Here is a 23,990-nt window from a genome sequence, read left to right on the forward strand (position 1 = left end):
TCTCCGTACTCGCTTCTAAAGAAGGGAAGTGTCGTAAATTTGCGCAAATTCCTTTAACCGCCTACTTGTGGTACACATCCGCGACTTAGCTCTGCCCGATTTCCCGTTGCTTTTGGCTCCTATGGAGGACGTATCCGACCCGCCTTTTCGGGCCGTATGCAAAGCCAACGGGGCCGATTTGATGTACACCGAGTTTATTTCCTCGGAAGGCCTGATCCGCGACGCGGCCAAAAGCCGGAAAAAGCTCGACGTATTTGACTATGAGCGGCCCATCGGCATTCAGCTTTTTGGCTCCGACGTGGCAACTATGGGTGAGTGCGCCGCCATCAGCACCGCCGCCGGCCCCGATCTGATTGATATCAACTACGGCTGCCCCGTGAAGCAGGTAGCCTGCCGGGGTGCCGGTGCCGCCCTGCTGCGTGACATTCCGAAAATGGTCGAAATGACGTCGGCTGTCGTGCGTAATACGCACTTGCCCGTGACGGTAAAAACCCGCTTGGGCTGGGACGACGACACCAAAAACGTAGAGGAAGTAGCCGAGCGTTTGCAGGATATTGGCATTGAGGCCCTCACCGTGCACGGCCGCACCCGCGCACAGCTTTATAAGGGTGAGGCCGACTGGACCCTGATTCATCGCATCAAAAATAACCCGCGCATCCACATTCCCATTTTCGGCAACGGCGACATCGACTCGCCCGAAAAGGCGGCGCTCTATAAAGACCGTTACGGCGTGGATGGCATTATGATAGGCCGCGCCAGCATTGGCTACCCCTGGATTTTCCGCGAAGTGAAGCACTACCTGGCTACCGGCGAAAAGCTAGCCCCACCCACGATAGAGGAGCGCGTGGCCATGTGCCGCATGCATTTCGAGAAGAGCATCGAGTGGAAAGGTCCTCGCGTGGGCGTATTTGAGATGCGTCGCCACTATGCCCAGTATTTCCGCGGTCTGGAAGGCGCCAAGCAATGGCGTAGTCGCCTCGTAGATGCCGAGCAGCCGGAAATCATTCTGGAGATTCTGGAGGAAATAGCCGCCGCCGAGCCCGTGATGGTCGGAATGTAGCGCGAAGCGAAAGCGAAGCAATAAAGGCGGTCATGCTGAGCAGCGCGAAGCATGACGTCCTCTTATTATTCTTTAGAAAAGCCCCCCAGCACGCCGTTTAATGCCTTCTTCTACTACTGCTGCTCCGGCAGCTACCATCGCGCCTGTCCAACGTATTTCAGCCTCGGCCTGGGTGTTGCTGGTTGTACTGGCCTGCATCTGGGGCACTTCCTTTATTTTGATGAAAAAGGGGCTGGAGGTTTTTTCAGCGTTGGAACTGGGCGCGACGCGGGTGAGCATTGCGGCGCTGGTGCTATTGCCGTTTGGGCTGCGCCATGTGCGGCGCGTAGAGCGTGGCCGATTTAAGTATCTGCTGCTAAGTGGGGTGGTGGGCACGTTTATTCCGGCCTTCCTCTTCGCGTACGCCGAAACCAAGCTGGCCTCGGGGCTGGCCGGCGTACTCAACGCCCTGACGGTGGTATTTACACTGCTGGTGGGAGCCTTATTCTTCCGGCAGCGCATCACACCCATGCGCGCGTTGGGCATCGGGCTCGGGTTTGTGGGCACGGTGGTCCTGATGGGCCTGGGCGGTAGCGGGGGCTCGGCTACGCCTACTGGTTTGGGTAATGCCTGGTACGGCCTTTACATTGTGCTGGCCACGATGGGCTACGGAGTCAGTGTGAACGTCATTAAGCATCATTTGCAGGGCATGTCGTCGCTGGCGGTTACCAGCTTGCTCCTCTTGCTTATCGGTGGGCCGGCGCTGATTTTCCTTTTCGGCTTTACTGATTTTCTCACGAAGCTTGCCTCCGTACCCGGCGCGTGGACGGCTCTGGGCTACATTGCGCTGTTGGCCTTCATGAGCACGGCCGTCGCGATGGTGCTATTCAATAAGCTGATTCAGGAGTCTACGGCGCTTTTTGCCAGCTCCAATACCTATCTGGTGCCGATTGTGGCGCTGGGCTGGGGCGTATTGGATGGGGAAACCATCAACCTGCTGCACTGCCTGGGGATGGTCATTATTCTGGGGGGCGTTTTTATGGTGAACAGAGCGAAATAAACTGCGCTTAAGCCGCTGGTTTTATTGCCTTGGGTAGCACTAGGCAGTATTTCTAGCACCTCTCACTACCAGCCGTGGCGCCACACCAACAGCCCTAGCATCGTGAAGGCTGCAAGCGCTAAGCCCCACGGCCAGTTCGCTTTTATAACGCGCCGCCACTTAGTCGATTTATGTCTGCTTTTCCGCACTGCTTTTGGCATAACAGAACGTACGTACCAGAGGTTAGCGGCGGATTTTATGCCTATATTCTATGCTCTGGCACCTGACAAACAACTAGGCTTCAACTACTAAGAGCGCGTTGGGGATTTTGATTTTCGTGTCATGCGGAGCTTGTCGAAGCATCTCTACCGCAATGGTAATCCAAACGAAGCGGTAGAGATGCTTCGACAAGCTCCGCATGACACAAACAGCATGTTTGGCAAATTCCTAAACACGCTCTAAAAAGCCCCCCAGAAGTCGAGCTGAAACCAACGGTGCGTGCGCCCGCCCCGAAACTCCGGCGAAACCCAGGTAGCCGACGGCTCGAAGCGTACCCCACCGTAGGCGAGCACCAAGCCGCCGCTCCCTTGCACTACACCGCGCTTTAGCTGGCTGGCTTTCAGCGTATAAGGATTGTGGCGATTAAGCATTCCGCCCTGCATCGTAGCGTTGTATCCTACTACTCGTCCTTCCAGGCGGCCTTGGGCATACATCTGAAACTTTTGCCCCCCAGCTCGTCCGGCCTTTGAGCTTACACCCAGGTTGCTGAAATACGGATTCATCCTGCCTGCGCGCACCAGCAAACCGCTGGCTGCCAGCGTGTTTAACGTCCCAACAGAGGCCCGCGCCGTACCAATCAGCTCGGCAAATCTGCCCCCCGCGGCCAATTGCTTTTCGACTGCCACCTGATAGCCCAGCACCAGGTCGTTTTGCACCTGAAAGTCCCAGCCCCGCGGCGTGGGCGCATCCAGCAGCTCATGTACTTTGGTTTGAAAGCCCTTGGCCCCGGCGGCTGGCCCGATAAAGCCCAGGTCGAGGCCAGCGGTGAGTCGCTGCCGCCGCTGGGGCTGATTTGCAGTGCGATACAGCGAAGCATAAATGTAGGAAGCATATGGCCGGTCGCCCACCCGGATAAAAGCATCCTGTATTCGCAGGGGCGTAAATCCGTCGTAAAACAGCTTTATGCCATGGTAGCGCACCGCGGCCATTTTGCCCCCCAGCAGGATTTTATTCACCGGCGACTTAGCCAGAATGGGCAGCACCACATTCAGGGTCATCCCTTGGGTAAAGTAATAGTCAGTCTTAAAAAAGGCGTCGTTGGCGAAGGAATAGGCGATAATACGGTCAGGGCTGAGAGTACTACTGTCGGGGGGCATTTTTTGGGCCCAACTCGTTTCAGCGATAGTAAAAATCAGTAGCAAAGTGCTTAGCCAGTAGCGCATAGTGCATTACGTACGCAGCCCGCTGGCTATGTAGTTTGACGCTGGTGTGTGCCGGTAGCGTAGCCGCGAACATACGTACGACTTTAGGCAGCCTTCTTCAAGCCCAGCTTGCTATGCTTGTAGCCGTAGCCAAAGTACACGCCGAGGCCCATCACCAGCCAGGCAAAAAACAGCAGCCAGTTGCTCACGCCCAGCTGCGTCATCAGGTACAGATTGGTGAGCAGGCCCAGCACCGGCAGCAACGACAGCCGGTTGCGGAAGGAAGCAATGCTGAGGTACACGCAGAAGCCCAGGAACACCAGCATCGGGATGTAGTGGCGGAAGCCTTCGTAGCCATCGTCGCCGCGCACGGCCCGACCGAACTCGGCTACCTGCTCGCCATTATAGGTGAGTAATAAAATGCCCCCCACGAGTACTACGAGCGGTACGAGGAACTTACCGTTGAGGTAAGGCACCTTGAAGCGCGCTTCGGAGGTGCCGCGCGGATCAATTACCAGAATGCCGCCGCATACCAGCGCAAACGCAAACAGGGTACCGATGCTGGTCAGGTCGATTACTAGGTCCATATTGAGCAACAACGCCGGAACCCCCACAAACAGGCCCGTGACGATCGTGCTGAACGAGGGCGTTCGGAAGCGTGGGTGTACGCGGGCAAACACGGGGGGCAAAAGGCCATCGCGTGACATCGACATCCAGATGCGGGGCTGCCCGATCTGGAACACGAGCAGCACCGAGGCCATGGCAAAAATGGCACTTACCGCCACCAGGCCCGCCAGCTTCGGCAAACCCACTTTGGTAAAGACAAAAGCCAATGGGTCGCCTACGCCTAGCTCTTTATACGACACCATCCCAGTCAGTACCAGCGTAATAATCACGTAAAGGACGGTGCAGATAATCAACGCATAGATCATGGCGCGGGGCAAATCGCGCTGCGGGTTTTTGCACTCTTCGGCCGTCGTGCTGATGGCATCGAAGCCGATGTAGGCGAAGAATACCGCCGATACGCCTTTGAGTACGCCGCTCACGCCGTTGGGCGCGAAGGGAGTCCAGTTGCCGGTGTTCACGTAGAAAACGCCCACTACTATCACCACCGCCACCACAATAAGCTTGAGCAGCACCAGCAGATTGGAAGCGTTTTTTGATTCCTTGATGCCTACATATACCAGGCAGGTAATGAGGAACGTGATGCCGAAAGCGGGTAAATCAATAACCAGGCGCAGGGAATCCGAGATTTCCGGTGCGGTAATCCAGGTTTGATAGCCGGCCATATCGGCGGGCGAGGCTTCGGTGAGCGGCCGGCCGGCCAGCATCAGCTCCAGCACGTTGTGGTAGCCCTGGTAGGCGCTCTGAAAACCCATACTTAAGTAAGCTGGCACCTCTAAGCCAATGCCTTGCATGAGCCCGGTAAAGTAATCGGACCAGGAAATAGCTACCACGATGTTGCCCACGGTGTATTCCATAATCAGGGCCCACCCGATAATCCAGGCCATCAGCTCCCCGAATGAGGCGTAGGCATATGTATAAGCCGAGCCGCTAATGGGAATGGTAGCTGCAAACTGCGCGTAGCACAAGGCCGAAAACGCGCAGGCAATAGCCGTGAAAACGAACAGCAGCGACACGGCCGGGCCACCGTCGTGGCTGGCATTGCCGATGGTGCTGAAAATACCGGCCCCAATGACGGCGGCAATACCCAGCGCCGTGAGGTCGCGCACGGTGAGGTTGCGCTCCAAAGCACCTTCTTCCGTACTGCCGGGGTGGGCGGCCGTATCGACGGGCAGGTTTTGCAGGATGGTGGAAATGTCTTTACGACGGAAGAGGGAGGAGAAAGAACTCATTCGGAAGGTGAGAAGCAGAAGGTTTGGGGGGCAAAAGATAAAGAATATTGCGTCGGGGCTGCATAACCTAGCTACTCAGCCGCAGCGCGGCGATGGATTTGTAGAAGTTGGCTTGCTTAGATGGCTAAGGCCGGGTAACGGCGACAGAGTCGTCCAGCGTTTCTGTCGCCGCTACCCGGCCTCCGAATTAGAAAGCTTATTTACTACTACAAACCTATCACCGCGCTGCGGCTAGGTAATTACTTGATATAAATTATTATTTCCTCTTTGTGTGGAATCGGGCGCAATGCGGCATCAATGGGGAAACTCGTAACCGCCATTGCTATGTCGTACCGCCCTATTATCACCGTTCCGCAGCCCTGCCACGAAAACTGGGCTCAGATGACGCCGGCCGCCCAAGGCCGCCACTGCGCTTCCTGCGACAAAGTAGTGGTAGATTTCTCGCGTATGACTGATGCCGAGGTGGTTATGTGGATGCAGCGCCAGCAGTCGGGCCGTGCCTGTGGACGCTTTACTACGCAGCAGCTGAATAGGCCGCTGCTCATTCCGCCTACTCCAGCACCACGTTGGCAGAAATGGGCGGCCGCGACGGTGGCCTTAGTCGGGTTAGAGTCGGGAGTAGCGCCCGAAGCCCAAGCCCAGCGCACTATTCCGACTGAGCAGCATGTAATTACGATGGGAATGGTAGCGGTGCCGCGCCGTGTGGAGCCGTTGTCGCTCAAGCTTTTACCGCCAGTAGTTCGGGGTATGGTGCTGGACTCCGCTACCCAACAGCCAATGCCAGGTGTCACTGTCCTTATAGCAGAAACCAACGTGGGAGTCAGCACTGATGCTGATGGGAAATTTGAGTTGATTCTTCCTGAAGAGCTTCGCGAAGCGAAAGTTGTCAAGTTGGTATTCAGCTCAATAGGCTACATCAGGCAAGAGTACTTCATTAATCCAACTAGTTCTGATGCAATTAGTGTTACGCTTGCACCTGACACCAAAATGCTTTCAGGTGAAATGATTGTCGTCGGCGGTTACTATGGGGCACCTTGGTACAGCCCGCGCGGCCTGTGGCGCCGGGCAGCCGGGCTATTTCGGCATCACTAAAGCAACTTTCAGCAAACCTTTTGCCCCCCAAAGGCATTCTTTGGGGGTATGAGAAATTTTCTGCTACTCTTTCTTTCGCTGTTCCTTGCTACTGCCTGTACGCTTAAGCCGACCAACAAATATGATGTGTTTACGGAGCGCGCGCAGTTGCCCCAGGAGGAAGCGCCTCACCTGCGCAACTCTCTGGAATGGTGGTACTTCACGGGCCATCTGAAAGATAAAGCCACGGGCCAAAGCTACGGAGTGGAGTATGTGTTCTTTCACTTCAACCCCACGGGCAAGCAGGATTACCAGATGGTCAACTTCGCCCTCACCGACCCACAGACCAAGCAATTTCGCTACGACTATAAAGTAGAACGGCTACCCAAGCTGCTCCCCGCTACTCTTCCCCTGAGCCTGCAAATGCGGAAAAAGGATGAGCGCTGGACGCTCACCGGTCAGGAAGGCAAGTACCACCTGCAAGCCCGCATGGCTGCCCACGCGGGTACCGCCGTGAATCTGACCACTACGCCCGCCAAGCCCATTCTGCTGCACGGTGGTACCGGCTACGAAAACTACGGTAACGTGGCCCGGGCCGGCTACTACAGCTACCCTCGCCTCGCGGCCACTGGTACCGTTGAAGTTGATGGTAAGCTGCGGGAGGTGGAAGGCGAGCTGTGGTACGACCGTCAATGGAACTGCAACTCCGTGACCACGAAAGACCTCGGCTGGGATTGGTTTTCCGTGCAGCTCGATGAGCCACGGGAAGAAATCATGGCCTACCAGCTTTTCAATAAAACAACCGGCCAGACAGTAAGCGGAGGCTCGCATTTTGGCCCCCAGGCCCAAAACAGCCACCTCGCCGCCGAAGATTTTCAACTCGAAACCCTCGACTATTGGACTAGCCCAAGCTCTAAGCTGCGTTACCCCAGCAAATGGCGCCTGCGCGTGCCCAGCCAGGGCTACGACCTTACTATTGAGCCAGTTATTCCCGATCAGGAACTGACGCTAAAGCTGCTGCCCGGCATTAAGATGAGCTATTGGGAAGGCATGTGCCGTGTATCGGGCACCCACAGCGGTAAGCCAGTAACCGGTAACAGCTATGTGGAAATCACCAACCGGAAAGAAGTGAAGCTGCAGCGGGCAGCACCGGCGAGCAGCGCGGCCACGAATGCTATTACGCGCTAAATTGTTCTAATAGCGCCTCAACCCCTAACCCCTTCTCCAAAGGGAGAAGGGGAACTAGCCTGTGGCTTTTCTAGAAAACTAGTTGTCTGCTAAAAGACTAGAACTAGTCCCCCTTCTCCCCCGGAGAAGGGGCTAGAGGTTGAGGCGCTACTCCCCATTCAGCACCACTCGAAACGTGGTACCCTTACCTACTTCCGACCATTTTACAAATAGTCGGCCTTGGTGGTAATTTTCAATAATTCGTTTAGCCAGCGCTAAGCCTAAGCCCCAGCCCCGCTTTTTGGTAGTGTAGCCGGGCAGAAAAACCCGGTCGAGCTTGCTTTTGGAAATGCCCTTACCGGTATCGGTGATGTCGATGGCAATCTGGGACTTATTACGAGCCGGGCGGCGCAGATGAATGGTGATGCTGCCGCGCCCATCCATCGCGTCGATGGCGTTCTTGCAGATATTCTCGATCACCCAATCGAACAGCGGAATGTTGAGTTTGGCCGGCGTGTGCGTGGGTAGGCTGGTTTCAATCTTAATCACCACTTTCTTCGATACCCGGCTTTGCAGGTAAGCAATGGCGTTCTGGGTAACCTGCAGAATATTTTCATCCTTGAGCACGGGCACCGAACCAATGTTGGAAAAGCGCTCTGTGATGATTTCCAGGCGCCGTACGTCCTTGCCCAGTTCCTCCACAATGGGCTCGTCCCGAAACCGCTCCGAGTCCTTCAGGTAGGTGTGCCAAGCCATCAGGCTGCTCAGGGGCGTGCCTAGCTGGTGAGCCGTTTCTTTGGCTAAGCCTACCCACACGCGGTTTTGCTCGGCCCGACGCGAGTAGCTGAAGGCGAAGTAGGCAATGACGCCCAGGCAGGCAATGATAGCCAGCTGCACCAGCGGATAGTAGCGCAGCTGCGTGAGCAGCACTGAGTCCTGGTAATAAATATAGTTGCGCAGCCCGGCCGCGTACTCCACCACAATAGGCGGATGCTGGGCCTTCATTTTCTCGATACGCTGGCGCAAAAACCGAATCGACGCTTTCTCCGACATACCCTTCGGCAAGTCAATATTTTTGGTGCCCTGAATATTGCCTTGGTCATCGGTGAAAATGATGGGGATGGTGGTATTGGCATCAATGATCTGCTCCTGCACAAACACTAGGTTGGTTTCCTCCTCGGTGCTAATAATATAGCGCTGGGCCTTGGCATACAGGTCGATCTGCTGCTGCTCGCGCTCGGAGAGGCGGCCAACCAGAATATTGGTGTAGATAACCGTAGCGGCGGCAATGAGTAGGGCACCAGCCAGCACTACAAGCTTAATACGGGACTTCTGATCGTAAATCGGTAGCAAAGGCGGAAAAGCTGTAAGGCAAAAAAGCCCCCACGGGAGGCGCGAAGAACCACAAACGCACGAGCAACGAAGATACGTGCCCGCGCCCGATGCAGACGATTTCACCCCAACTCAGGTTCCACGGTTCTGCTTCGCAGCAGGCTGCCACACGAATTTTTCAAGTTTATATAAGGCCTAAAAAGCCCCCCAACCTAGCTATAAGCGTTTTGACACGATACTTTACGTATAGTCGAACCACCACGGAGTATTAGCTGTTTTTACACTAGCGATTTCCGCCGTATTTTTGCCCCCTGATTCTCGCACTAGCACCAGCTATGCTCCACCCATTCAAGGCTGTCAGCCTGTCTTTCAAGAAAGCACCCCTAGCAATTCGGGAGCTCATTGCATTAGACGAGACTGCCTGCCGCCGCTTCCTACATACGCTCCATCACGACCTGGGTCTCAGCGACCTGCTCGTGCTGAGTACCTGCAATCGAACGGAGGTATACTACGCCGCCGACTACGACCACAGCACGGCCATCATCACGGCTTTGGGCCACCTTAAGGGCTTACCCGAGAGCCACGCCTACGCGTCGTACTTCGATGTGCTCGACACCTACGAGGCGGCCGTTCAGCACCTCTTCGAGGTAGCCATGGGCCTTGATGCCCAAGTAGTAGGTGACTTGCAAATCAGTAATCAGGTAAAGAACGCCTACCAATGGACGGCCGATGCGGACGCCGCTGGTCCGTTTCTGCACCGCCTGATGCATACTATTTTCTTCACTAACAAGCGCGTTCAGCAAGAGACCAGCTTCCGCGATGGAGCCGCCTCTACCTCTTACGCCACGCTGGAACTGGTAGAAGAGCTAACCGCCGACGTTGCTAACCCACGCATTTTGGTGGTGGGCTTGGGCGAAATTGGGGCTGATGTCTGCCGCCACCTCGGCGACAGCAACCTCTTCACCAATGTTAGCATTTGCAACCGTACCCGCACCAAGGCCGAAGAAATAGCCCTAGAGTGCGGCCTACGCGTACTCGACTTTGAAGACTTGGTAGCTGGGCTGAAAGATGCCGACGTGGTTATTTCCTCTATCAACCGCGACTCGCCCTTCTTCACCACCGATATGGTGGCGCGCCTCGACGTCCTGAACTACAAGTTTTTCATCGACCTCTCGGTACCCCGTAGCGTGGAGGCAGAAGTAGAAAACGTGCCCGGCGTGCTGGTGTATAACATCGATGCTATCCATAGCAAGGCCAGCGCGGCGCTGGAGCGGCGCTTAGCCGCCGTGCCACAGGTACGCGCTATTATTACCGAAAGCATTGCCAGCCTCGCCGACTGGACCAAGGAAATGCTGGTGTCGCCCACTATTCAGAAGCTGAAGAATGCCCTGGAGCAGATTCGGCAGGAAGAAATGGACCGCTACCAGAAGAAAATGGCCCCCGAAGAAGCCAAGCGCATGGACGAAATTACCCGCTCCCTGATGCAGAAGTTTCTGAAGCAGCCTGTGCTCCAGCTAAAAGCAGCCTGCAAGCGCGGCGAAGCCGATCAGGTAATTGATACTATCACGGAGCTTTTTGACTTAGAAAACCAGCCGACAACAACTACGCTGTAACGCGAAGCGGTGCTTCGCTCGTTGAACACTAACAATTGGGGTATTCTTCAGCGCCAGATGCTCAACGAGCGAAGCACCGCTTCGCGTTACACGAAAAAAGACCGCCAATAGCGGTCTTTTTTCGTTTGGTTCCGTTGCCGAAACCGGCAATTACATGGATTCGCAGCAATCCTCGAGTGAATCGATCACGTCGAGCAGCTTAGGAATGGACAGGGAGTAGTAGATCTTAGTACCTACTTTGAACGACGACAGAATGCCGCGGTCTTTCAAAGTAATAAGGTGCTGAGAGGCAATGGCTTGGGGCAAGTCGAGCGAACGGTAAATCTCCGTTACGGTCATCTTGTCCTCTTTACCCAGCAAATCCACGATTGCGAGGCGTTTGGGGTGGGCCAGCACTTTCAGCATTGCGGCAGCCTTATCTACTTTCTTGGATTCTACACGCGCCAGCAGTGGTTTCATATACTAGTACAAAGGTGGAAAACTTAGGGAGAGAATAAGGATCATACGATATTCTATACCTGCAAAGTTCCTTTGAAACGAACATGGCGCTGAAAAGATTTGTCAGTAACCGAGTTTACTGTGGTTTTACTCACAAAAAATTTGGTTATAAAAGCTTATTTCTGACCGCTAGCATGGCTCTACTTACCTTTGTGTCATATTTTCCACTCTATCTATTTTATTGTATTTCTGATGAAAGACCTGCTGGCCAAATTTGAAAATAAGCGTCCCGAAATAGTTTTTGAATGGAAGGACGCCGAAACGGAGGCCGAAGGTTGGGTTGTCATTAACTCCCTGCGGGGCGGAGCTGCTGGCGGCGGCACCCGCATGCGCCTGGGTCTGGATAAGCGTGAGGTAGAGAGTTTGGCCAAGACCATGGAAGTAAAATTCACGGTATCAGGGCCGGCCATCGGGGGGCAAAATCGGGCATCAACTTCGACCCGCAGGACCCGCGCAAGCGCGGCGTGCTGGAACGCTGGTACAAGGCGGTTATTCCGCTGCTCAAGAATTACTACGGCACCGGCGGCGAGCCTGAACGTGGACGAAATCCACGACGTAATTCCCATCACGGAGGACTACGGCCTCTGGCACCCGCAGGAAGGAATCGTAAATGGCCACTACCGCGCCACCGAGCCGCAGAAGATTCAGAAGCTGGGGCAGTTGCGCCAGGGCGTGGTCAAGGTAATTGAAGATGCTGCATTCACGCCCAGCTTAAGCCGCAAGTACACCGTAGCCGACCTTATCACTGGCTACGGCGTGGCGGAGGCCGTGCGCCACTACTATGAGCTCTGGGGCGGTGAGCTGGCTGGTAAGCGTGCCCTGATTCAGGGCTGGGGCAATGTAGGTGCCGCGGCAGCCTACTATTTGGCCAGCCAGGGCGTCCGTATTACGGGCATCATCGACCGGGCCGGGGGCTTGCTGAATGAGAATGGGTTTTCGCTGGAAGAGATTCGGCAGCTGTTCCTTGTTAGAAAGAATAACACGCTTACCGCCAGCGGCTTGCTTTCATTTGAGGAAATAAGCCAGCGCATCTGGTCGTCCGGGGCCGAGATATTTATTCCCGCCGCCTCGTCCCGGCTGGTTACGCGGGGGCAGGTAGAGCAAATGCTGGCTGGTGGCCTGGAGGTTATTTCCTGCGGAGCCAACGTGCCGTTTCAGGACCCCGAAATCTTCTTCGGTCCCACCGGCGAGTACGCCGACCAACACGCCTCCGTCATCCCCGATTTCATTGCCAACTGTGGCATGGCGCGGGTATTCGCTTACCTGATGGAGACCAACGCCGAAATCACCGACCAAGCTATTTTCGGCGATACGTCACGTGTTATTCGTCGGGCTTTGGAGCGAACTCGCCAGCAGGGCGACGACCGTACGGCGCTGGCCCAGAAGTCGTTTGAGATGGCCTTGCGGGAGCTGGTATAGTTTGTTGACTGTCCGCTAAAGAGGACAATCATATTTTGCAATATCATGACTGTCAACGAATTTCTTCAGTACCGATTTTTCGGCAACAACATTGGCACTTACCTCGTGTGCGGGGCTATTCTGCTGATTGGATACGCTTTCAAAACGTTGTTGTCAAGGCTGCTGTCGCGGATACTGTTTCGCTTCCTCCGCAAGCAGACCGAGGACGTAAGCGAACGGCAATTTCAGGCTTTGCTTATCCAGCCTATTGCAGTCGTAGTCTTTCTGCTGACCATTTTCCTGGCCTTCAAAGTGCTTGATTATCCGGTTCGCAACTCTGATCTGGACAAAAGTGAGCACTGGGTAGAGCTAGTTATTTTTCGCATTTACCAGATTGGCTTTATCACGGCTATTTGCTGGGTTATTCTGCGCCTCATCGATTTTTTCGTGCTGGTGTTCAGCCGCCGGGCCGAGATTCTACCTTCCCGGCTGAATAATCAGCTTATTCCTTTTGCCAAGGACCTGCTGAAGGTGTTTGTGATGATTATTGCCTTCCTGATTATTCTCGGGAAAGGCTTTGGGGTAAACGTTACGGCCTTAATCGGCGGCTTGGGCATTGGCGGCCTGGCGGTGGCTTTTGCGGCCAAGGAGAGCCTCGAAAACCTGATTGCCTCGTTCACCATCTTCCTCGACCGCCCCTTCAATGTAGGCGACCTAGTGACCGTGGGCGGCGTAACTGGCACCGTTGAGAAAGTGGGTTTCCGCAGTACTCGCTTGCGCACGGTGGAGAAAAGCTACGTTACGGTGCCTAATAAGTCCATGATTGACAAGCCTTTGGACAACCTTTCTCTGCGCACGGCACGCCGCGTCAACTTCACGCTTACCATCAGCCACGAAACGACCAGCGACCAGCTGCGCCGCATTATTGCCGATGCCACCGCCACGATTCGTGCCCACCCTCTTACCACCGACGAGGTGCAGCTGCAGTTTACAGCCCTCACGCCCACGGCTAAGGAAGCCGCCGTGCAGTATTTCGTCGAAACTAATAGCTATGATGAGTTTTTGGCGGTGAAAGAGGAACTGAACTACGCCATTGTGGAGGCTGTGGAGCGCTACGGTGGGAAGTTTGCCAATATGCTGGCCAGCAGCCAACTACCTGTTGACCGCCTACAAGGTCTCGAATCAATTGAGCAGCCCGTACTGGGGAAATAACAGCCACTTAGCATATACCTTAAGTTTACAAAACAAAAAAGCCCCCCAGAAATATTCTGGGGAGCTTTTTCTATGTAAGGATATAACCGGCTAGTTCTAACGGCCGCCGAGCAGACCACCAAGCAGGCCGCCCATGCCGCCGCCGCCACCCAGGAGGCTGCCGAGGCCACCACCACCGGCGGAACGCGGTGCTGAGTTAGGGCGTCCGCCCAAACCACCCAGAATAGACGTGAGCGAGCCTAAGCCGCCGCTGCCTACATGTGAGCCCTGCTGCGGATACTGCTGACCGCCACCGCCCATTACGTTGCCCAGCAAACCGCCGCCGAGCAAGCCGCCCAAAAGGCCACCCATGCCGCTGCCCATACCGCCCATCAGGCCACCCATGGAGCTACCGCCCATCAGGCCGCCCAGGCCACCACCACCCATCATACCACCACGGTTGCCGCCGCCCATTACGCGCGATAACACCATGGGGGCTACTACGCCCAACAGGCCACCCATCAGGGCTCCTTTTGGAATACCAACACTTGAAAGCTTATCCGTAATGCCGCCAAAGAAGCCTTGCTTGGCAGGGTCATTCGGATCATGGGGCACTTTTTCGGCTTGGTCAACCACCTGCTCCAGCGCGTGCTGCTGCTGCTGATTGATGCCCAGATACGACGAGATTTTGTTGACCATTGCCTCCTCGTCGTTGGAATACGCGCCGTCGGCGCGGGCAAAACTAATCAGGTCGGTTACCAAGGAGAAGCGAAGCTCACTGCCTTTTAAGGCGTCCAGATTCTGCTGTACGGTACTGTTGCTGGCGTCCTGGGCGGCGCTTACTACTTGCTGGGTAGCACCACTAGAGAGGCCGGCTGCCTGAGCGAGCTGCTGCAAAAACTCAATTTCAGCGTCCGAAGCCTGGCGGTCGGCTGAGGCCAGACTGGCAATTACACTTAGGTAAGCCGTTTTTTCCTGTTCGGAATAGTTCTGCAATACTTGATTGTCATTCATAGCGGTTGTGTTTGGAAGGAAAGGAAAATACCGATACCCTTAACGCACTCTATCTGGAAATGTTGATGCTCAACTGTCTCCTAAGAAAAACCCTAGTACCAGAAGCTTTTTTACTTCCAACTAACAGCAAGGAAGTCAAAAATCGAAATATTCGTCCGGCTGCGGCTGAGTTGGCTTCTTCGCAGGCTTTTTCACCTCAAATGGCTTGCGCGCCTCAGCCGGCCGGGTAGCAGGCGTGGAAGCAGGATCAGGCGCCGCAGCTGAACTTTCCAGCAACTCGCCCAGATTGGGCCGAGGACCGCTGCCCGGAGGCGTTGCGGCGGCCCGGTTGGCCTGCGCCCGCGCCCGATCATAGCTTACCTTGAAGTTGTTCTCGTCGCCCTGAATCGCCAGCAGCAGGTTGGGACCGATAGTACCATTTCCCCCTACTGAAGCCCGATGCAACAGCCCCGGCAACACCGGAATCGAGAGGTGATAGTCCATCTGCTGATCGAAGGTGTGGGTGCCCGTAACGCGGATAATGGAGGCCGTGCGCACGTTCGAGCGGATTTCCATTTCTGGCATATACACTGTCCGGCTCTGAATGTAAAAGTTGTTGGTGAGCTCCGCGAAGCGCAAATGCCGCAGCTGTTCCCGGCGGGCTAGCATGGAGAGCTTCTGCAACGGCTCAAAGTCATTGAGCTGACCATCACGCACCGTAGCTCGTACTTCGGCCTCCATACGGTCGGTGAGGGGCGTCAGGCGGCGGTCGAAGTATAAGTCCGACTCGCCCGAAGCCGTGAGGCGGCCACGCAGGTGACGAGCCGTAATAAACTTCTGGCCGAAGTCCTCAAAGACATAAAACAGGCTGTCGAGCGGCAGCTGCGAGCACGCCATCGTGGTATGCACCTTCAGCAAGTCGGGCTGGCGCGCGTCGATGCTACCCTGAATACTAGCTTGACCCCCGGCCGCCGCCACACTCAGCGTTGGCGAGGAAATAACCTGGTCGCGCAGGCGCACCGTGCCGTTCAGGTCGCGCCCCCGAAACCGCCGAAACTGAACGCGGCCCACCTTGGCTTGCACGTCCAGAGCCAGGTTGGGCGCTACATGAAACTCATATTCCGAGTGCCGGCCGGGCGTTTTACCCGTTGGGGGGCTTTTTGTGAAGCTGCGTCAGCCAGCTGTGCACTTAGCAGCTGGTCGAAATCCAACAGCCTGGACTCCACATCAGCTTCTACTAGCAGCTGTTGGCGCGGGAGCAGCAGCCAGCCCAGCGCGTTCTTAAACAGGCCGTTTAGCTGAAAGTCGGAGCGCCCGATACGACCTTTAAAATCACTGACAGCCACATCGTTGCGGCGCAGAATAAAGTTGCCGCTCAGGCCCGTAAATGGCTGCGCGAAATCGCGTAGCCGCAGGCTCACGCCCCGCAGCGTCAGGTCGCCGCTAGACTGCACCGCGGCGGCCGCCGGTTGGGCCCGAAACGCTCGCAAGTTGCCGTTGAAGCGCACCGCCAGCCGCGCATCGCCACTGGCTTGGCGTACCGCCGCCACCGGATAGAAGCGCAAGGCCCGCGCCACGTCTAGGTCAGCTTTTAAGTCGAGCTGCACCGTTGGGTCGTCGAAGTTATGATAGCGCAAATTGCCCCCCAATGCGCGCCCGTGCAACGTACCGCGCACCTGCCGCAAGGCCAGCGTAGACGTGCGCAGTGAACGTTTTTCCCCGTTATCGAAGGAGCCGGTCAGGTAAACGTGCTCCACGGTTTCGCGGTACTCAGGGTGATAAAAGGAAGCATCGCGGCAGCCAAACTGCACGTCTACCCGCGGGTTGCTGGTAGCAGACATGGCCCCGCGCACCGTACCTCGAAAATAAACCTCTCCCCGGCTACGGTAAGCGCTTAAGTTGCCAGCCAGGCGCGCGGGCAGCAAAGCCACCACCGATTGCACGTCGGTCTGCTGGCCTTCTAAACGTAGGTCCAGTTGCGTTGCGCCCCCATAACCGACCGTACCAGCCACACTATAGGTAGCTGGCCCAATGCGCAGCTCAGAAGGCTGAATGGTAACCCTCCGTCCTGGCCGGTCAATGGCTATCAGCGTTTTAAGCGTTAATTCCTTCTGCCGAAAATACGTATCCTGACCTAGCTCGATAGCCTCGATGCGCGCCCTGCCGTCAGCTTGAATATCAATAAGCGCGTCAGTCACCGAAAGCCCCGCCCGTAAGTCGTGGGCCCGAATAGTGTGGCGCTGGCGCCGGGCGGCGTCGTCGTATATTACCAGTACGCGGCGTAGCACGATTCGCTCCAGGTCAAAAGCGAAGGGCTTATCACCGGCTGTGTCCAGTGAATCGGCGCGAAAGACATCCCAGTTAGGTTGACTTTGCGCGTCGTAGCGCACTTGCACTGTTGCCGAATCCAGCGTCACGGCGCGAATGTGGTAGCGCCCGGCTACGAGGTCCCAAACATCGAAAGCACAATACAACCGCCGGGCACGGGCCAGTGCCACGGTATCTTGGGGCAACGAGCCGCCTACTACCACATTCTGCAGCGTCACGGACACTCGCGGAAACTGGTCGATCAGAGAAAGATCTATTTCACCTACTTGCACAGGCGTACGCAGGTGCCGGTTAGCTTCCCGCACAAACAGCGCAATGATGCGCTCCTCCCCCAGCCAGATTCCCAAAATGCCCCCCAACAGCAGCAAAATGCCCCCCAGCAGGGAGTACAGAAAAAACTTTTTTAAACGAATCAACAACCGAAATTTTCTGGTAGTGAAACAGTTGAGAGGGTTTTGGGTCCCTCTCACCAAAAATTATAGCCCGAAGGTCGCGGTTTTTTTTGCGTATTCGAAAATGACCTGCCATATTTGCCATCCCAAACGGGAACAAAGGGAGATTAGCTCAGCTGGTTCAGAGCATCTGCCTTACAAGCAGAGGGTCACTGGTTCGAACCCAGTATCTCCCACCAAAAGGACAGTCGGCAACGGCTGTCCTTTTTTGTTTTTCTACGTGCTTGAATCAGATTTATATGCTACAGCCCGTAAAAAATCAATATTTTCACTCAGTTTAGTGGAATTTTTATAGTAAAGTAACCTGCTGAAGCGTATAGCGTATTCAGCTTGTCTTTACGGCAGCTGTGATACTGCTGAGTTGCTCCATTTCCATCCATCTCGCTACCATGAAAAATCTGTTCCATATTACCCTCCTGTTGTTGCTCGCTGGCATTTTTACTGCTTGTCCTAAAAAGAGTGACCCAGATCCAGTTGACGCGAAAACCACCTTGCTGATCAACAAAGACTGGCGTGCAACGGCCGATGTTAGTGTGACCACAACTAGCGCCGGCGCTACCACAACTGTTGACAACTACGCGGCATTAGCCGCTTGTGGCAAGGATGATTTCATCCGCTTCAACGATAAAAATGTCTTGGAGATAAATGAAGGCCCCAGCAAATGTGCCTCTAACGACCCACAAACGGCAGCTGGCACCTGGAGCTGGAACGCCGACCGCACGGTCATCACTTTTACTGAGCCGTGCTTGTGCCCGAACTTCCCCTCTACGCTTAGCGGGGCCGCTGATTTGACTTCTTCGACCTTGGTTGTTAAGCAGACATCGACCAGCAACGGTGCAACTACTGTTCGTACAGTTACTTATGGGTCTATCTAAGGATCTTGCCCAACTGTAGCCACAAAAAAGCCCGCTTCACTCGTGAAGCGGGCTTTTTTGTGGCTACAGTTGGGCATTTCAACAAACAAATCTGTCCAATCTCTTGCCTGGCTAGCTATTAACTTGCGCCGCCATTGTAGCGGCTGTCGCACTCTTTATGCCTGATCTGTTTCGTTTTTACATCTTCAAAGTGGGTAGCCGGTGGATTGTGGGGGGCTTTTTTCTGGCAATACTTGGGCTGGGCATTTGGCTGCATGATGATTACGGAGTCTCCTGGGATGAGCCGAACAACCACCTGAATGGACTAGTGAGTGTAAAGTACGTCGCCCAATTAGTAGCGCCGACGTTAGTGGCACAGCAGCCAGGTAGCCACCTGATTCCCGACATAAAGGCTTTTAAGGACAGCGACCACGGGCCCGTTTTTGAAATTCCAGTCGCGCTATTGGGCTATTTAATCGCTCACGACGACTCCCGATCCTTCTATCTACTACGGCACTTCTGTGTATTTCTGGTATTCACGCTTGGCGTATGGGCTTTGTATCGGATCGGATCAGCTGTTTTTCAAGACTGGCGCTGGGGTCTTCTCGCCGCGGCTATGCTGGTGCTTTCCCCGCGCTTCTTTGCCGAGGCCTTCTATAATGGCAAAGACATCGTGTACATGGCTTTTTTCACTTTAGCCATGTACACCCTGATTGAGTTAATGGCACACCCTACTCCTGGCCGGGCTATCATTCATGGATTAGCCACGGCGCTGGCTGTTGATATAAGGGTGCAAGGACTTCAGCTATTCCTATTTACGGCGCTGTTGTTATGGATGGAGTCCCGAACCAGGCATTCTACTTCCGCTTATACGCCGCAGCATTACGCCAAAATCGGGCTATGGTACGGGGTATTTGCCGTGCTTGGCATTGTAGCTGGCTGGCCCTATTTATGGTCCTTATCGTGGGCTGACCTCTGGCAAGCGCTGCCGCGCATGGGCCGCTACCCGTGGCCCTTTACCAACTTGTACTGGGGGGCATTTTTACCAGCTAATCAGCTGCCCTGGCACTATATCTTAGTATGGATCAGTATTACTACCCCCGTGCCTTATACTATGGCGGCATGTTTAGGTCTATCAGCGTGGGTGCTGGCTTTGCGCCAATCATTAGTGCAAGCTACCGGCCGGCTTCAGCTGCTGCTGCTCCTGTGGTTTCTGGGGCCCTTGGTGATAGTTATCCTATTTAGAACCTCGCTCTATGAGAGCTGGCGCCATCTTTACTTTATATACCCGGCATTCTTACTGCTAGCAGTACAAGGTGTACGCATCTTAGTTGCATCGGTAAGGCAGCAACGGGGGTTAAAGCGCACTCTGGCGCTAGTGGCGTTGGGCTTAGGCGGCCTGGAGGTTGCCCGTACAGCCACCCGAATGGTGCTTTTACACCCTTATCAGAATGTCTATTTCAGCTTTCTACCTGCCTCAACGGCTGAGCGCTTGTTTGAGCGTGATTACTGGGGCTTGGCGTATCGCCAGGGATTAGAATGGGTACTTGCTCGTGACTCAGCCGCTCAGATTTCTATTCAGGTGCCGTTTCACTATCCTCTTTATAACAACTCTTTAATTTTGCCCCCGTTGAGCGTGCGCGTATTCGGTATGTCCCCAATGCCGGTGCCCGTTACTTTATTACCGCTTACCGCTGGCACCCCCAAACCTACGCCGATAGCGTGGGGCAGGAAGTTTACGTTATTCGGGCTGAAGGCATCAAGATACTGTCTGTGTTTCGCCGTCCTTAGGAGGCTGGCTCTATGGAGATTGAACTGAACTGGGTCGGCGGTTTCCATCTTGGCATGTTGGCTCTTATCCGCTCTATCGGAACCCAAATTTCTAAAACACACGTTACGTACCGCAAGCTTTTTGACCCTAACCGAGCCTTCGAGCACAGCATGATAATCAGATAGCGAAGTACTAAGCCGATTGTCTGAACAGCGTATCGAGCGCCAGCACCTGTGGCAGTAGCAACTGCTGGTCGTCGTTATACACAACATAATCGGCGCGCTGCACCTTCTCCTCCTCGCTCATTTGCTTGTCTACGATAGCTAGAATATCAGCAGCAGTACGATGAGGGTCGCGGCGCAATACGCGGGCCTGCCGCACTTGCTGGGGGGCAAAAACGGTGATAATACGGTCGAGTTGCCGGTAAACGCCCGACTCGAAGAGCAAAGCCGCTTCTTTCAGCAGATACGGATGCCCCGCTTGCTGCTGCGCTGTCGCCCAGGTTTCAAAGTCGCGGCCCACATGCGGATGCACCAAGGCATTAAGCTGGGCTAGCTGCGCGGGGTCAGAGAAGGCGACGCGAGCCAGATACGCTCGATCTAGCTGGCCCGTTTCACTAAATGTCTGAGAGCCAAAGGTGGTCAATAGCTCAGCTCGCAGACTCAAATCATTGGCCATGATCCATTTGGCTCGATAGTCAGAGTCGTAAACAGGTGCGCCCAGCAGATGAAACAACCGGCAGACAATGCTCTTCCCCGATCCAATCCCGCCGGTAATACCGATCCGCAGCATCCTCATCGAACCCGTGAAACGCGTACGGCAGACGTTTTGATAAGCGTGCCGCGGGCTAAGGTAGGCGCTTGTACGAGCATAGGTTCCAAGCTAGAATCGGGGGCAGTTAGTTTGCGGTAGTTCAACATTACGCGCAGCTCCTGCAGATTCAATTGGGCAGTATCTTCGGGAAAGCACTGCACCTCCACGGTTACGGTAGCGGGGAAGAACCGGAACTGCTCCCCAACCGGAAAATTGTTGAGCTCAGGTACTACCTGCACGGGCACCGTGAGCAGGGGGCGCAGCCGCAGGCGCACCTGGATTTCCTGCACATTGGTTTCGACTGAGGCCGGCCCGCCGATTGGTACTATAATGGCGCCGTCGCTGCTACCGGCCGGCGCCTTGGGCAAATGCACGGGGTAAGGGCTGGACAGGCGATTCACAGTGCGGGACGGACCCCGAAAAGCAATGCTTTCGGGCACAAAGCGCGCCGCGTAGGGCAAAGCGGAACCATCAACATCGGGGCTGAGCGCTAACGGCAGGCGACGTGTTACCAACTCATCAAACTCTACCCAAAGCGTATCGGTCAGAATATAATTGAACTGCATGCCTTCCATAGCCGCCTGAAGCGCCGGCTGCAATGACCGGCCCGTGACAAAGCGCGTGGCCGTGGGTACGCGGCTTATGGGCACCTCCGCCGGCTTCACATCCAGCATCAGGCTTTTGCGCAACAGCTTCCAGCCGCGCCCCGTCACGTTTACGGCTACCTCGCTGGGAAGCGGCTGCACCGGTATATAGCGCGTCGCGTCGTAGCGCCAGGTCAAGGGGTAAGTAATGCGGGTAGAATAGGTTTTATTCAGCGCATTCAGCAGCCAAAACGTGGAGGCCGCCACAAAACAAACGGTAACTGCCCGCCAGTAGCTACTCTCCTGCCCGTAAAACGGGCTGGTGAACCAGCGAACCAGACGGGCAGCACGAGTGAGCGGCAAAGCGGTATAGTTAAGGCAATTATAGCGTTGTTACGGGAGCCTTCGCACCTGGAGTTACCTCCCGCGCAATGGCACTACGATCAAACTTGAGGCGGGTGCCCCGGTCTACTTCTACAATTACCGACTCTTCGTGCACATCCACGACTTTGCCGTGCAGGCCACCAATAGTAACCACGGTAGCACCTTTGGTCAGCGACTCGCGGAATTTACGCGCCGTGGACGCCCGCTTCTGCTGCGGCCGGATCATGAAGAAATACACCACGGCAGCAATAGCTACCGGAAACAGAAACTGGGTAATGCCCCCCGCCGGGGCTTGCAATAAAAGCGTGAGGAACATTGGAAAGGTGTTGGGTTAAGGAGAAAATACCGCAGCCACCAAGGTAGCCGGCAGCAACGCACGAGTCAGCAAAAATAGCAAGAGCGGCTTGCGGGCCGCCCTTGCTTATCGTTTTATTGAGCTAACGGTCCGTTCTGGCCGTCAGGCAGGATATTGGTACGAATAGCAATCTGGGTGATAGTAGGCTGCGTGTTGGCCCGAATTGCTATCTGCTTGTTCTGAAGGCCAGTTTTGCCTTGACTATCAAACTGCACGTCAATGGTGCCTTTGCCACCGGGAGCAATGGGCTCTTTGGTCCAGTTGGGCGTGGTGCAACCGCAGGAAGCCGTTGCGTTTTCAATCAGCAGGGGGCTCTTTCCGGTGTTGGTGAAGGCAAAGGTGTGCTTTACCACCTCACCAGGCTTAATATCGCCGAAGTTGTGCTCGGTTTCGGCGAAGGTCATCACCGGCGCGTTGGGGTTGGGCGCTTCGGTTTCGCTGGTTACGTTGGGGTTATCAACTACCGGGCTGGCCGTAACTTCAGCGGCGGTAGCGGCGGCGTTCATGCCGGCGGTGCCTACGTCAGTGGAACTACTACTGTCGCAAGCGCCCAGCAACAATGCAAAGGCGAACAAGGAGGGAATCAGGGTACGTTTCATGGAGTTGGTTAGCAGACCGTCCTATTTGGACAGCCTAAGTTCTTCGTTTTCAATTAAAAAAACTAAAACAGGTGAATGCTATGCAGGGTTCCGGCACCTGGCACCCATCTGCCCCTGTTGAGGCGCATAAAATTAGGTGCTGGGGGGCTTTTTCTACTTTAAATTATCAATTACGGCCTGGGCAAACTCGCTGGTCGAGGCTTTGCCCCCCAGGTCGCCGGTGCACTTCTCTTTTTGCATCAGCGTGGCATCCAGGGCAGCTTCGAGGCGGTCGGCGTGCGTGTGCTCGCCGAGGTGGTGAAGCATCATCAGGGCCGAGCGAAGCAGGGCCGTAGGGTTAGCTTTGCCTTGGCCGGCAATGTCCGGCGCTGAGCCGTGCACGGCTTCAAACACGGCCATATCGTCGCCGATGTTGGCGCCCGCTACCACACCCAAGCCGCCTACGAGGCCGGCGCAAAGGTCAGACAGAATATCACCGAAGAGGTTAGTAGTCACGATAACATCAAACTGCTCGGGCTTATTAACGAGCTGCATGCACATGTTATCGATGATTTTCTCCTCAAACTGCACCTGCGGAAACTCCGCCGCCGCTTCTTTGCAGGCGTTGAGCATCAAGGTGCCGGCCATCTTGATGATGTTGGCCTTGTGCGCCAGCGTTACCTTCTTGCGGTTATGCTTGGCAGCATACGCAAAGGCGGCCCGACAAATCTTGCGCGAACCCGCTACCGTAATGCGGTTCGTAGAATCAGCAATGCCCAGGCGCTCATCCCACGTTTCCAGGCCCGAGTACAAGCCTTCGGTATTTTCTCGAAACAACACGATATCAATGCCTTCGTAGCGTGTCACAATGCCGGCATTGGTCTTAGATGGGCGCACGTTCTGATAGAGGTCGTATTTCTGGCGCAGCGACACGTTGATGCTGCGGAAGCCTTTGCCGACGGGCGTCGTGATGGGACCTTTCAGGGCCACGCGGTTTTTCTCCAACGAGTCCAGCAGCGCCTGCGGAATCAACTCGCCCGATTGGTCGAAAGTCGTTTGGCCGGCGTTCTGCTCTTCCCACTGCACGGGTACTTGGGCGGCACTAAAAATATCTGTAACGGCCTTCGTGATTTCGGGCCCGATGCCGTCGCCGGGAATAAGGGTGATTGTATGCATTCTATTGATCTACTGATTGTTTGATGTGCAAATGTGCCGTAAAACGAATCGGCATTTTCAGGTAAAGCGCTGTAGCT

At 55.2% G+C, this 23,990-nt stretch carries 20 protein-coding genes, 1 tRNA gene and 1 pseudogene; 10 read left to right on the plus strand and 12 right to left on the minus strand.

The annotated features are described in order from the left end of the window. The first annotated feature begins 67 nt into the window (after nucleotides 1–67). Nucleotides 68–1,060, plus strand: coding sequence for a tRNA dihydrouridine synthase DusB (gene dusB, locus MKZ35_RS16065; RefSeq protein WP_482514219.1), 993 nt, complete (start codon nucleotides 68–70; stop codon nucleotides 1,058–1,060). A gap of 100 nt (nucleotides 1,061–1,160) precedes the next feature. Beyond that, entirely contained in the window at nucleotides 1,161–2,099 is a 939-nt protein-coding gene (locus MKZ35_RS16070) for a DMT family transporter (RefSeq protein WP_482514220.1), read from the plus strand. Between the two features lie 437 nt (nucleotides 2,100–2,536). On the opposite strand, the gene MKZ35_RS16075 is transcribed toward MKZ35_RS16070, so the two are convergent. Both MKZ35_RS16075 and MKZ35_RS16080 read right to left on the minus strand, forming a co-directional pair. Continuing rightward, nucleotides 2,537–3,520 carry a lipid A deacylase LpxR family protein gene (locus tag MKZ35_RS16075; protein ID WP_482514221.1) on the minus strand — a complete coding sequence of 328 codons (984 nt, stop codon included), beginning with the start codon at nucleotides 3,518–3,520 and terminating at the stop codon, nucleotides 2,537–2,539. A gap of 83 nt (nucleotides 3,521–3,603) precedes the next feature. Further along, nucleotides 3,604–5,355 carry an amino acid permease gene (locus MKZ35_RS16080; protein ID WP_482514222.1) on the minus strand — a complete coding sequence of 584 codons (1,752 nt, stop codon included), beginning with the start codon at nucleotides 5,353–5,355 and terminating at the stop codon, nucleotides 3,604–3,606. A 324-nt stretch (nucleotides 5,356–5,679) separates the two neighbouring features. Here MKZ35_RS16080 and MKZ35_RS16085 point away from each other — a divergent pair, with 324 nt between their 5' ends. Both MKZ35_RS16085 and MKZ35_RS16090 read left to right on the plus strand, forming a co-directional pair. Then, on the plus strand, nucleotides 5,680–6,447 hold the full coding sequence (locus MKZ35_RS16085; protein ID WP_482514223.1) for a carboxypeptidase-like regulatory domain-containing protein: 768 nt from the start codon (nucleotides 5,680–5,682) through the stop codon (nucleotides 6,445–6,447). Nucleotides 6,448–6,495: 48 nt separating this feature from the next. After that, nucleotides 6,496–7,614, plus strand: coding sequence for a lipocalin family protein (locus tag MKZ35_RS16090; protein ID WP_482514224.1), 1,119 nt, complete (start codon nucleotides 6,496–6,498; stop codon nucleotides 7,612–7,614). Nucleotides 7,615–7,761: 147 nt separating this feature from the next. Here MKZ35_RS16090 and MKZ35_RS16095 read toward each other — a convergent pair whose 3' ends face one another. Continuing rightward, entirely contained in the window at nucleotides 7,762–8,946 is a 1,185-nt protein-coding gene (locus MKZ35_RS16095) for an ATP-binding protein (protein WP_482514225.1), read from the minus strand. A 314-nt stretch (nucleotides 8,947–9,260) separates the two neighbouring features. Here MKZ35_RS16095 and hemA point away from each other — a divergent pair, with 314 nt between their 5' ends. After that, entirely contained in the window at nucleotides 9,261–10,538 is a 1,278-nt protein-coding gene (gene hemA, locus MKZ35_RS16100) for a glutamyl-tRNA reductase (protein ID WP_482514226.1), read from the plus strand. Between the two features lie 150 nt (nucleotides 10,539–10,688). On the opposite strand, the gene MKZ35_RS16105 is transcribed toward hemA, so the two are convergent. Continuing rightward, nucleotides 10,689–10,997, minus strand: a complete 309-nt coding sequence (locus MKZ35_RS16105) for an ArsR/SmtB family transcription factor (protein WP_084443403.1) — start codon at nucleotides 10,995–10,997, stop codon at nucleotides 10,689–10,691. 231 nt (nucleotides 10,998–11,228) lie between these two features. On the opposite strand from MKZ35_RS16105, the pseudogene MKZ35_RS16110 reads away from it, so the two are divergent. Both MKZ35_RS16110 and MKZ35_RS16115 read left to right on the plus strand, forming a co-directional pair. Further along, nucleotides 11,229–12,455 (plus strand): annotated as a pseudogene (locus tag MKZ35_RS16110) (Glu/Leu/Phe/Val dehydrogenase dimerization domain-containing protein). A gap of 45 nt (nucleotides 12,456–12,500) precedes the next feature. Beyond that, nucleotides 12,501–13,646: a mechanosensitive ion channel family protein gene (locus MKZ35_RS16115; RefSeq protein ID WP_482514227.1), complete on the plus strand. Its 1,146-nt coding sequence runs from the start codon at nucleotides 12,501–12,503 to the stop codon at nucleotides 13,644–13,646. A gap of 96 nt (nucleotides 13,647–13,742) precedes the next feature. On the opposite strand, the gene MKZ35_RS16120 is transcribed toward MKZ35_RS16115, so the two are convergent. The 3 genes from MKZ35_RS16120 to MKZ35_RS16130 all read right to left on the minus strand — a co-directional run bounded on the left by MKZ35_RS16120 (nucleotide 13,743) and on the right by MKZ35_RS16130 (nucleotide 17,362). Beyond that, nucleotides 13,743–14,639 (minus strand): TerB family tellurite resistance protein, encoded by an 897-nt coding sequence (locus MKZ35_RS16120; protein WP_482514228.1) that lies wholly within the window; start codon nucleotides 14,637–14,639, stop codon nucleotides 13,743–13,745. Nucleotides 14,640–14,774: 135 nt separating this feature from the next. After that, nucleotides 14,775–15,701, minus strand: coding sequence for a hypothetical protein (locus tag MKZ35_RS16125; RefSeq protein WP_482514229.1), 927 nt, complete (start codon nucleotides 15,699–15,701; stop codon nucleotides 14,775–14,777). A 20-nt stretch (nucleotides 15,702–15,721) separates the two neighbouring features. Next, nucleotides 15,722–17,362 carry an AsmA family protein gene (locus MKZ35_RS16130; protein ID WP_482514230.1) on the minus strand — a complete coding sequence of 547 codons (1,641 nt, stop codon included), beginning with the start codon at nucleotides 17,360–17,362 and terminating at the stop codon, nucleotides 15,722–15,724. A gap of 137 nt (nucleotides 17,363–17,499) precedes the next feature. Between MKZ35_RS16130 and MKZ35_RS16135 the strand changes: the two genes are divergently transcribed. The 3 genes from MKZ35_RS16135 to MKZ35_RS16145 all read left to right on the plus strand — a co-directional run bounded on the left by MKZ35_RS16135 (nucleotide 17,500) and on the right by MKZ35_RS16145 (nucleotide 20,071). Continuing rightward, a tRNA-Val gene (locus tag MKZ35_RS16135) sits at nucleotides 17,500–17,577 on the plus strand. A gap of 210 nt (nucleotides 17,578–17,787) precedes the next feature. Further along, nucleotides 17,788–18,273 (plus strand): hypothetical protein, encoded by a 486-nt coding sequence (locus MKZ35_RS16140; RefSeq protein ID WP_482514231.1) that lies wholly within the window; start codon nucleotides 17,788–17,790, stop codon nucleotides 18,271–18,273. 157 nt (nucleotides 18,274–18,430) lie between these two features. Beyond that, entirely contained in the window at nucleotides 18,431–20,071 is a 1,641-nt protein-coding gene (locus MKZ35_RS16145) for a glycosyltransferase family 39 protein (protein ID WP_482514232.1), read from the plus strand. A 144-nt stretch (nucleotides 20,072–20,215) separates the two neighbouring features. Here the strand turns inward: MKZ35_RS16145 and coaE are convergent, their stop codons facing one another. The 5 genes from coaE to MKZ35_RS16170 all read right to left on the minus strand — a co-directional run bounded on the left by coaE (nucleotide 20,216) and on the right by MKZ35_RS16170 (nucleotide 23,913). Continuing rightward, entirely contained in the window at nucleotides 20,216–20,821 is a 606-nt protein-coding gene (coaE, locus tag MKZ35_RS16150) for a dephospho-CoA kinase (RefSeq protein WP_482514233.1), read from the minus strand. Next, complete coding sequence (locus MKZ35_RS16155; protein ID WP_482514234.1) at nucleotides 20,818–21,783, minus strand: YbbR-like domain-containing protein; 966 nt, start codon at nucleotides 21,781–21,783, stop codon at nucleotides 20,818–20,820. Before MKZ35_RS16155 ends, coaE begins: the two co-directional genes overlap by 4 nt. Before the next feature lie 19 nt (nucleotides 21,784–21,802). Then, nucleotides 21,803–22,120, minus strand: a complete 318-nt coding sequence (gene yajC, locus MKZ35_RS16160) for a preprotein translocase subunit YajC (protein WP_482514235.1) — start codon at nucleotides 22,118–22,120, stop codon at nucleotides 21,803–21,805. A 113-nt stretch (nucleotides 22,121–22,233) separates the two neighbouring features. Next, complete coding sequence (locus tag MKZ35_RS16165; protein ID WP_482514236.1) at nucleotides 22,234–22,758, minus strand: DUF1573 domain-containing protein; 525 nt, start codon at nucleotides 22,756–22,758, stop codon at nucleotides 22,234–22,236. Nucleotides 22,759–22,911: 153 nt separating this feature from the next. Beyond that, complete coding sequence (locus MKZ35_RS16170) at nucleotides 22,912–23,913, minus strand: isocitrate/isopropylmalate dehydrogenase family protein (RefSeq protein ID WP_482514237.1); 1,002 nt, start codon at nucleotides 23,911–23,913, stop codon at nucleotides 22,912–22,914. Between the last annotated feature and the right edge of the window lie 77 nt (nucleotides 23,914–23,990).

The sequence above is a fragment of the Hymenobacter sp. R533113 genome (genome assembly GCF_056835965.1).

Excerpts from the sequence above, each read along its gene's own strand:
- MKZ35_RS16070 (WP_482514220.1), top strand. The coding sequence starts at position 1,161 with ATGCCTTCTTCTACTACTGCTGCTCCGGCAGCTACCATCGCGCCTGTC.
- MKZ35_RS16075 (WP_482514221.1), bottom strand. The coding sequence starts at position 3,520 with ATGCGCTACTGGCTAAGCACTTTGCTACTGATTTTTACTATCGCTGAA.
- MKZ35_RS16080 (WP_482514222.1), bottom strand. The coding sequence starts at position 5,355 with ATGAGTTCTTTCTCCTCCCTCTTCCGTCGTAAAGACATTTCCACCATC.
- MKZ35_RS16085 (WP_482514223.1), top strand. The coding sequence starts at position 5,680 with ATGTCGTACCGCCCTATTATCACCGTTCCGCAGCCCTGCCACGAAAAC.
- MKZ35_RS16090 (WP_482514224.1), top strand. The coding sequence starts at position 6,496 with ATGAGAAATTTTCTGCTACTCTTTCTTTCGCTGTTCCTTGCTACTGCC.
- hemA (WP_482514226.1), top strand. The coding sequence starts at position 9,261 with ATGCTCCACCCATTCAAGGCTGTCAGCCTGTCTTTCAAGAAAGCACCC.
- MKZ35_RS16105 (WP_084443403.1), bottom strand. The coding sequence starts at position 10,997 with ATGAAACCACTGCTGGCGCGTGTAGAATCCAAGAAAGTAGATAAGGCT.
- MKZ35_RS16115 (WP_482514227.1), top strand. The coding sequence starts at position 12,501 with ATGACTGTCAACGAATTTCTTCAGTACCGATTTTTCGGCAACAACATT.
- MKZ35_RS16120 (WP_482514228.1), bottom strand. The coding sequence starts at position 14,639 with ATGAATGACAATCAAGTATTGCAGAACTATTCCGAACAGGAAAAAACG.
- MKZ35_RS16140 (WP_482514231.1), top strand. The coding sequence starts at position 17,788 with ATGAAAAATCTGTTCCATATTACCCTCCTGTTGTTGCTCGCTGGCATT.
- MKZ35_RS16145 (WP_482514232.1), top strand. The coding sequence starts at position 18,431 with ATGCCTGATCTGTTTCGTTTTTACATCTTCAAAGTGGGTAGCCGGTGG.
- coaE (WP_482514233.1), bottom strand. The coding sequence starts at position 20,821 with ATGAGGATGCTGCGGATCGGTATTACCGGCGGGATTGGATCGGGGAAG.
- yajC (WP_482514235.1), bottom strand. The coding sequence starts at position 22,120 with ATGTTCCTCACGCTTTTATTGCAAGCCCCGGCGGGGGGCATTACCCAG.
- MKZ35_RS16165 (WP_482514236.1), bottom strand. The coding sequence starts at position 22,758 with ATGAAACGTACCCTGATTCCCTCCTTGTTCGCCTTTGCATTGTTGCTG.
- MKZ35_RS16170 (WP_482514237.1), bottom strand. The coding sequence starts at position 23,913 with ATGCATACAATCACCCTTATTCCCGGCGACGGCATCGGGCCCGAAATC.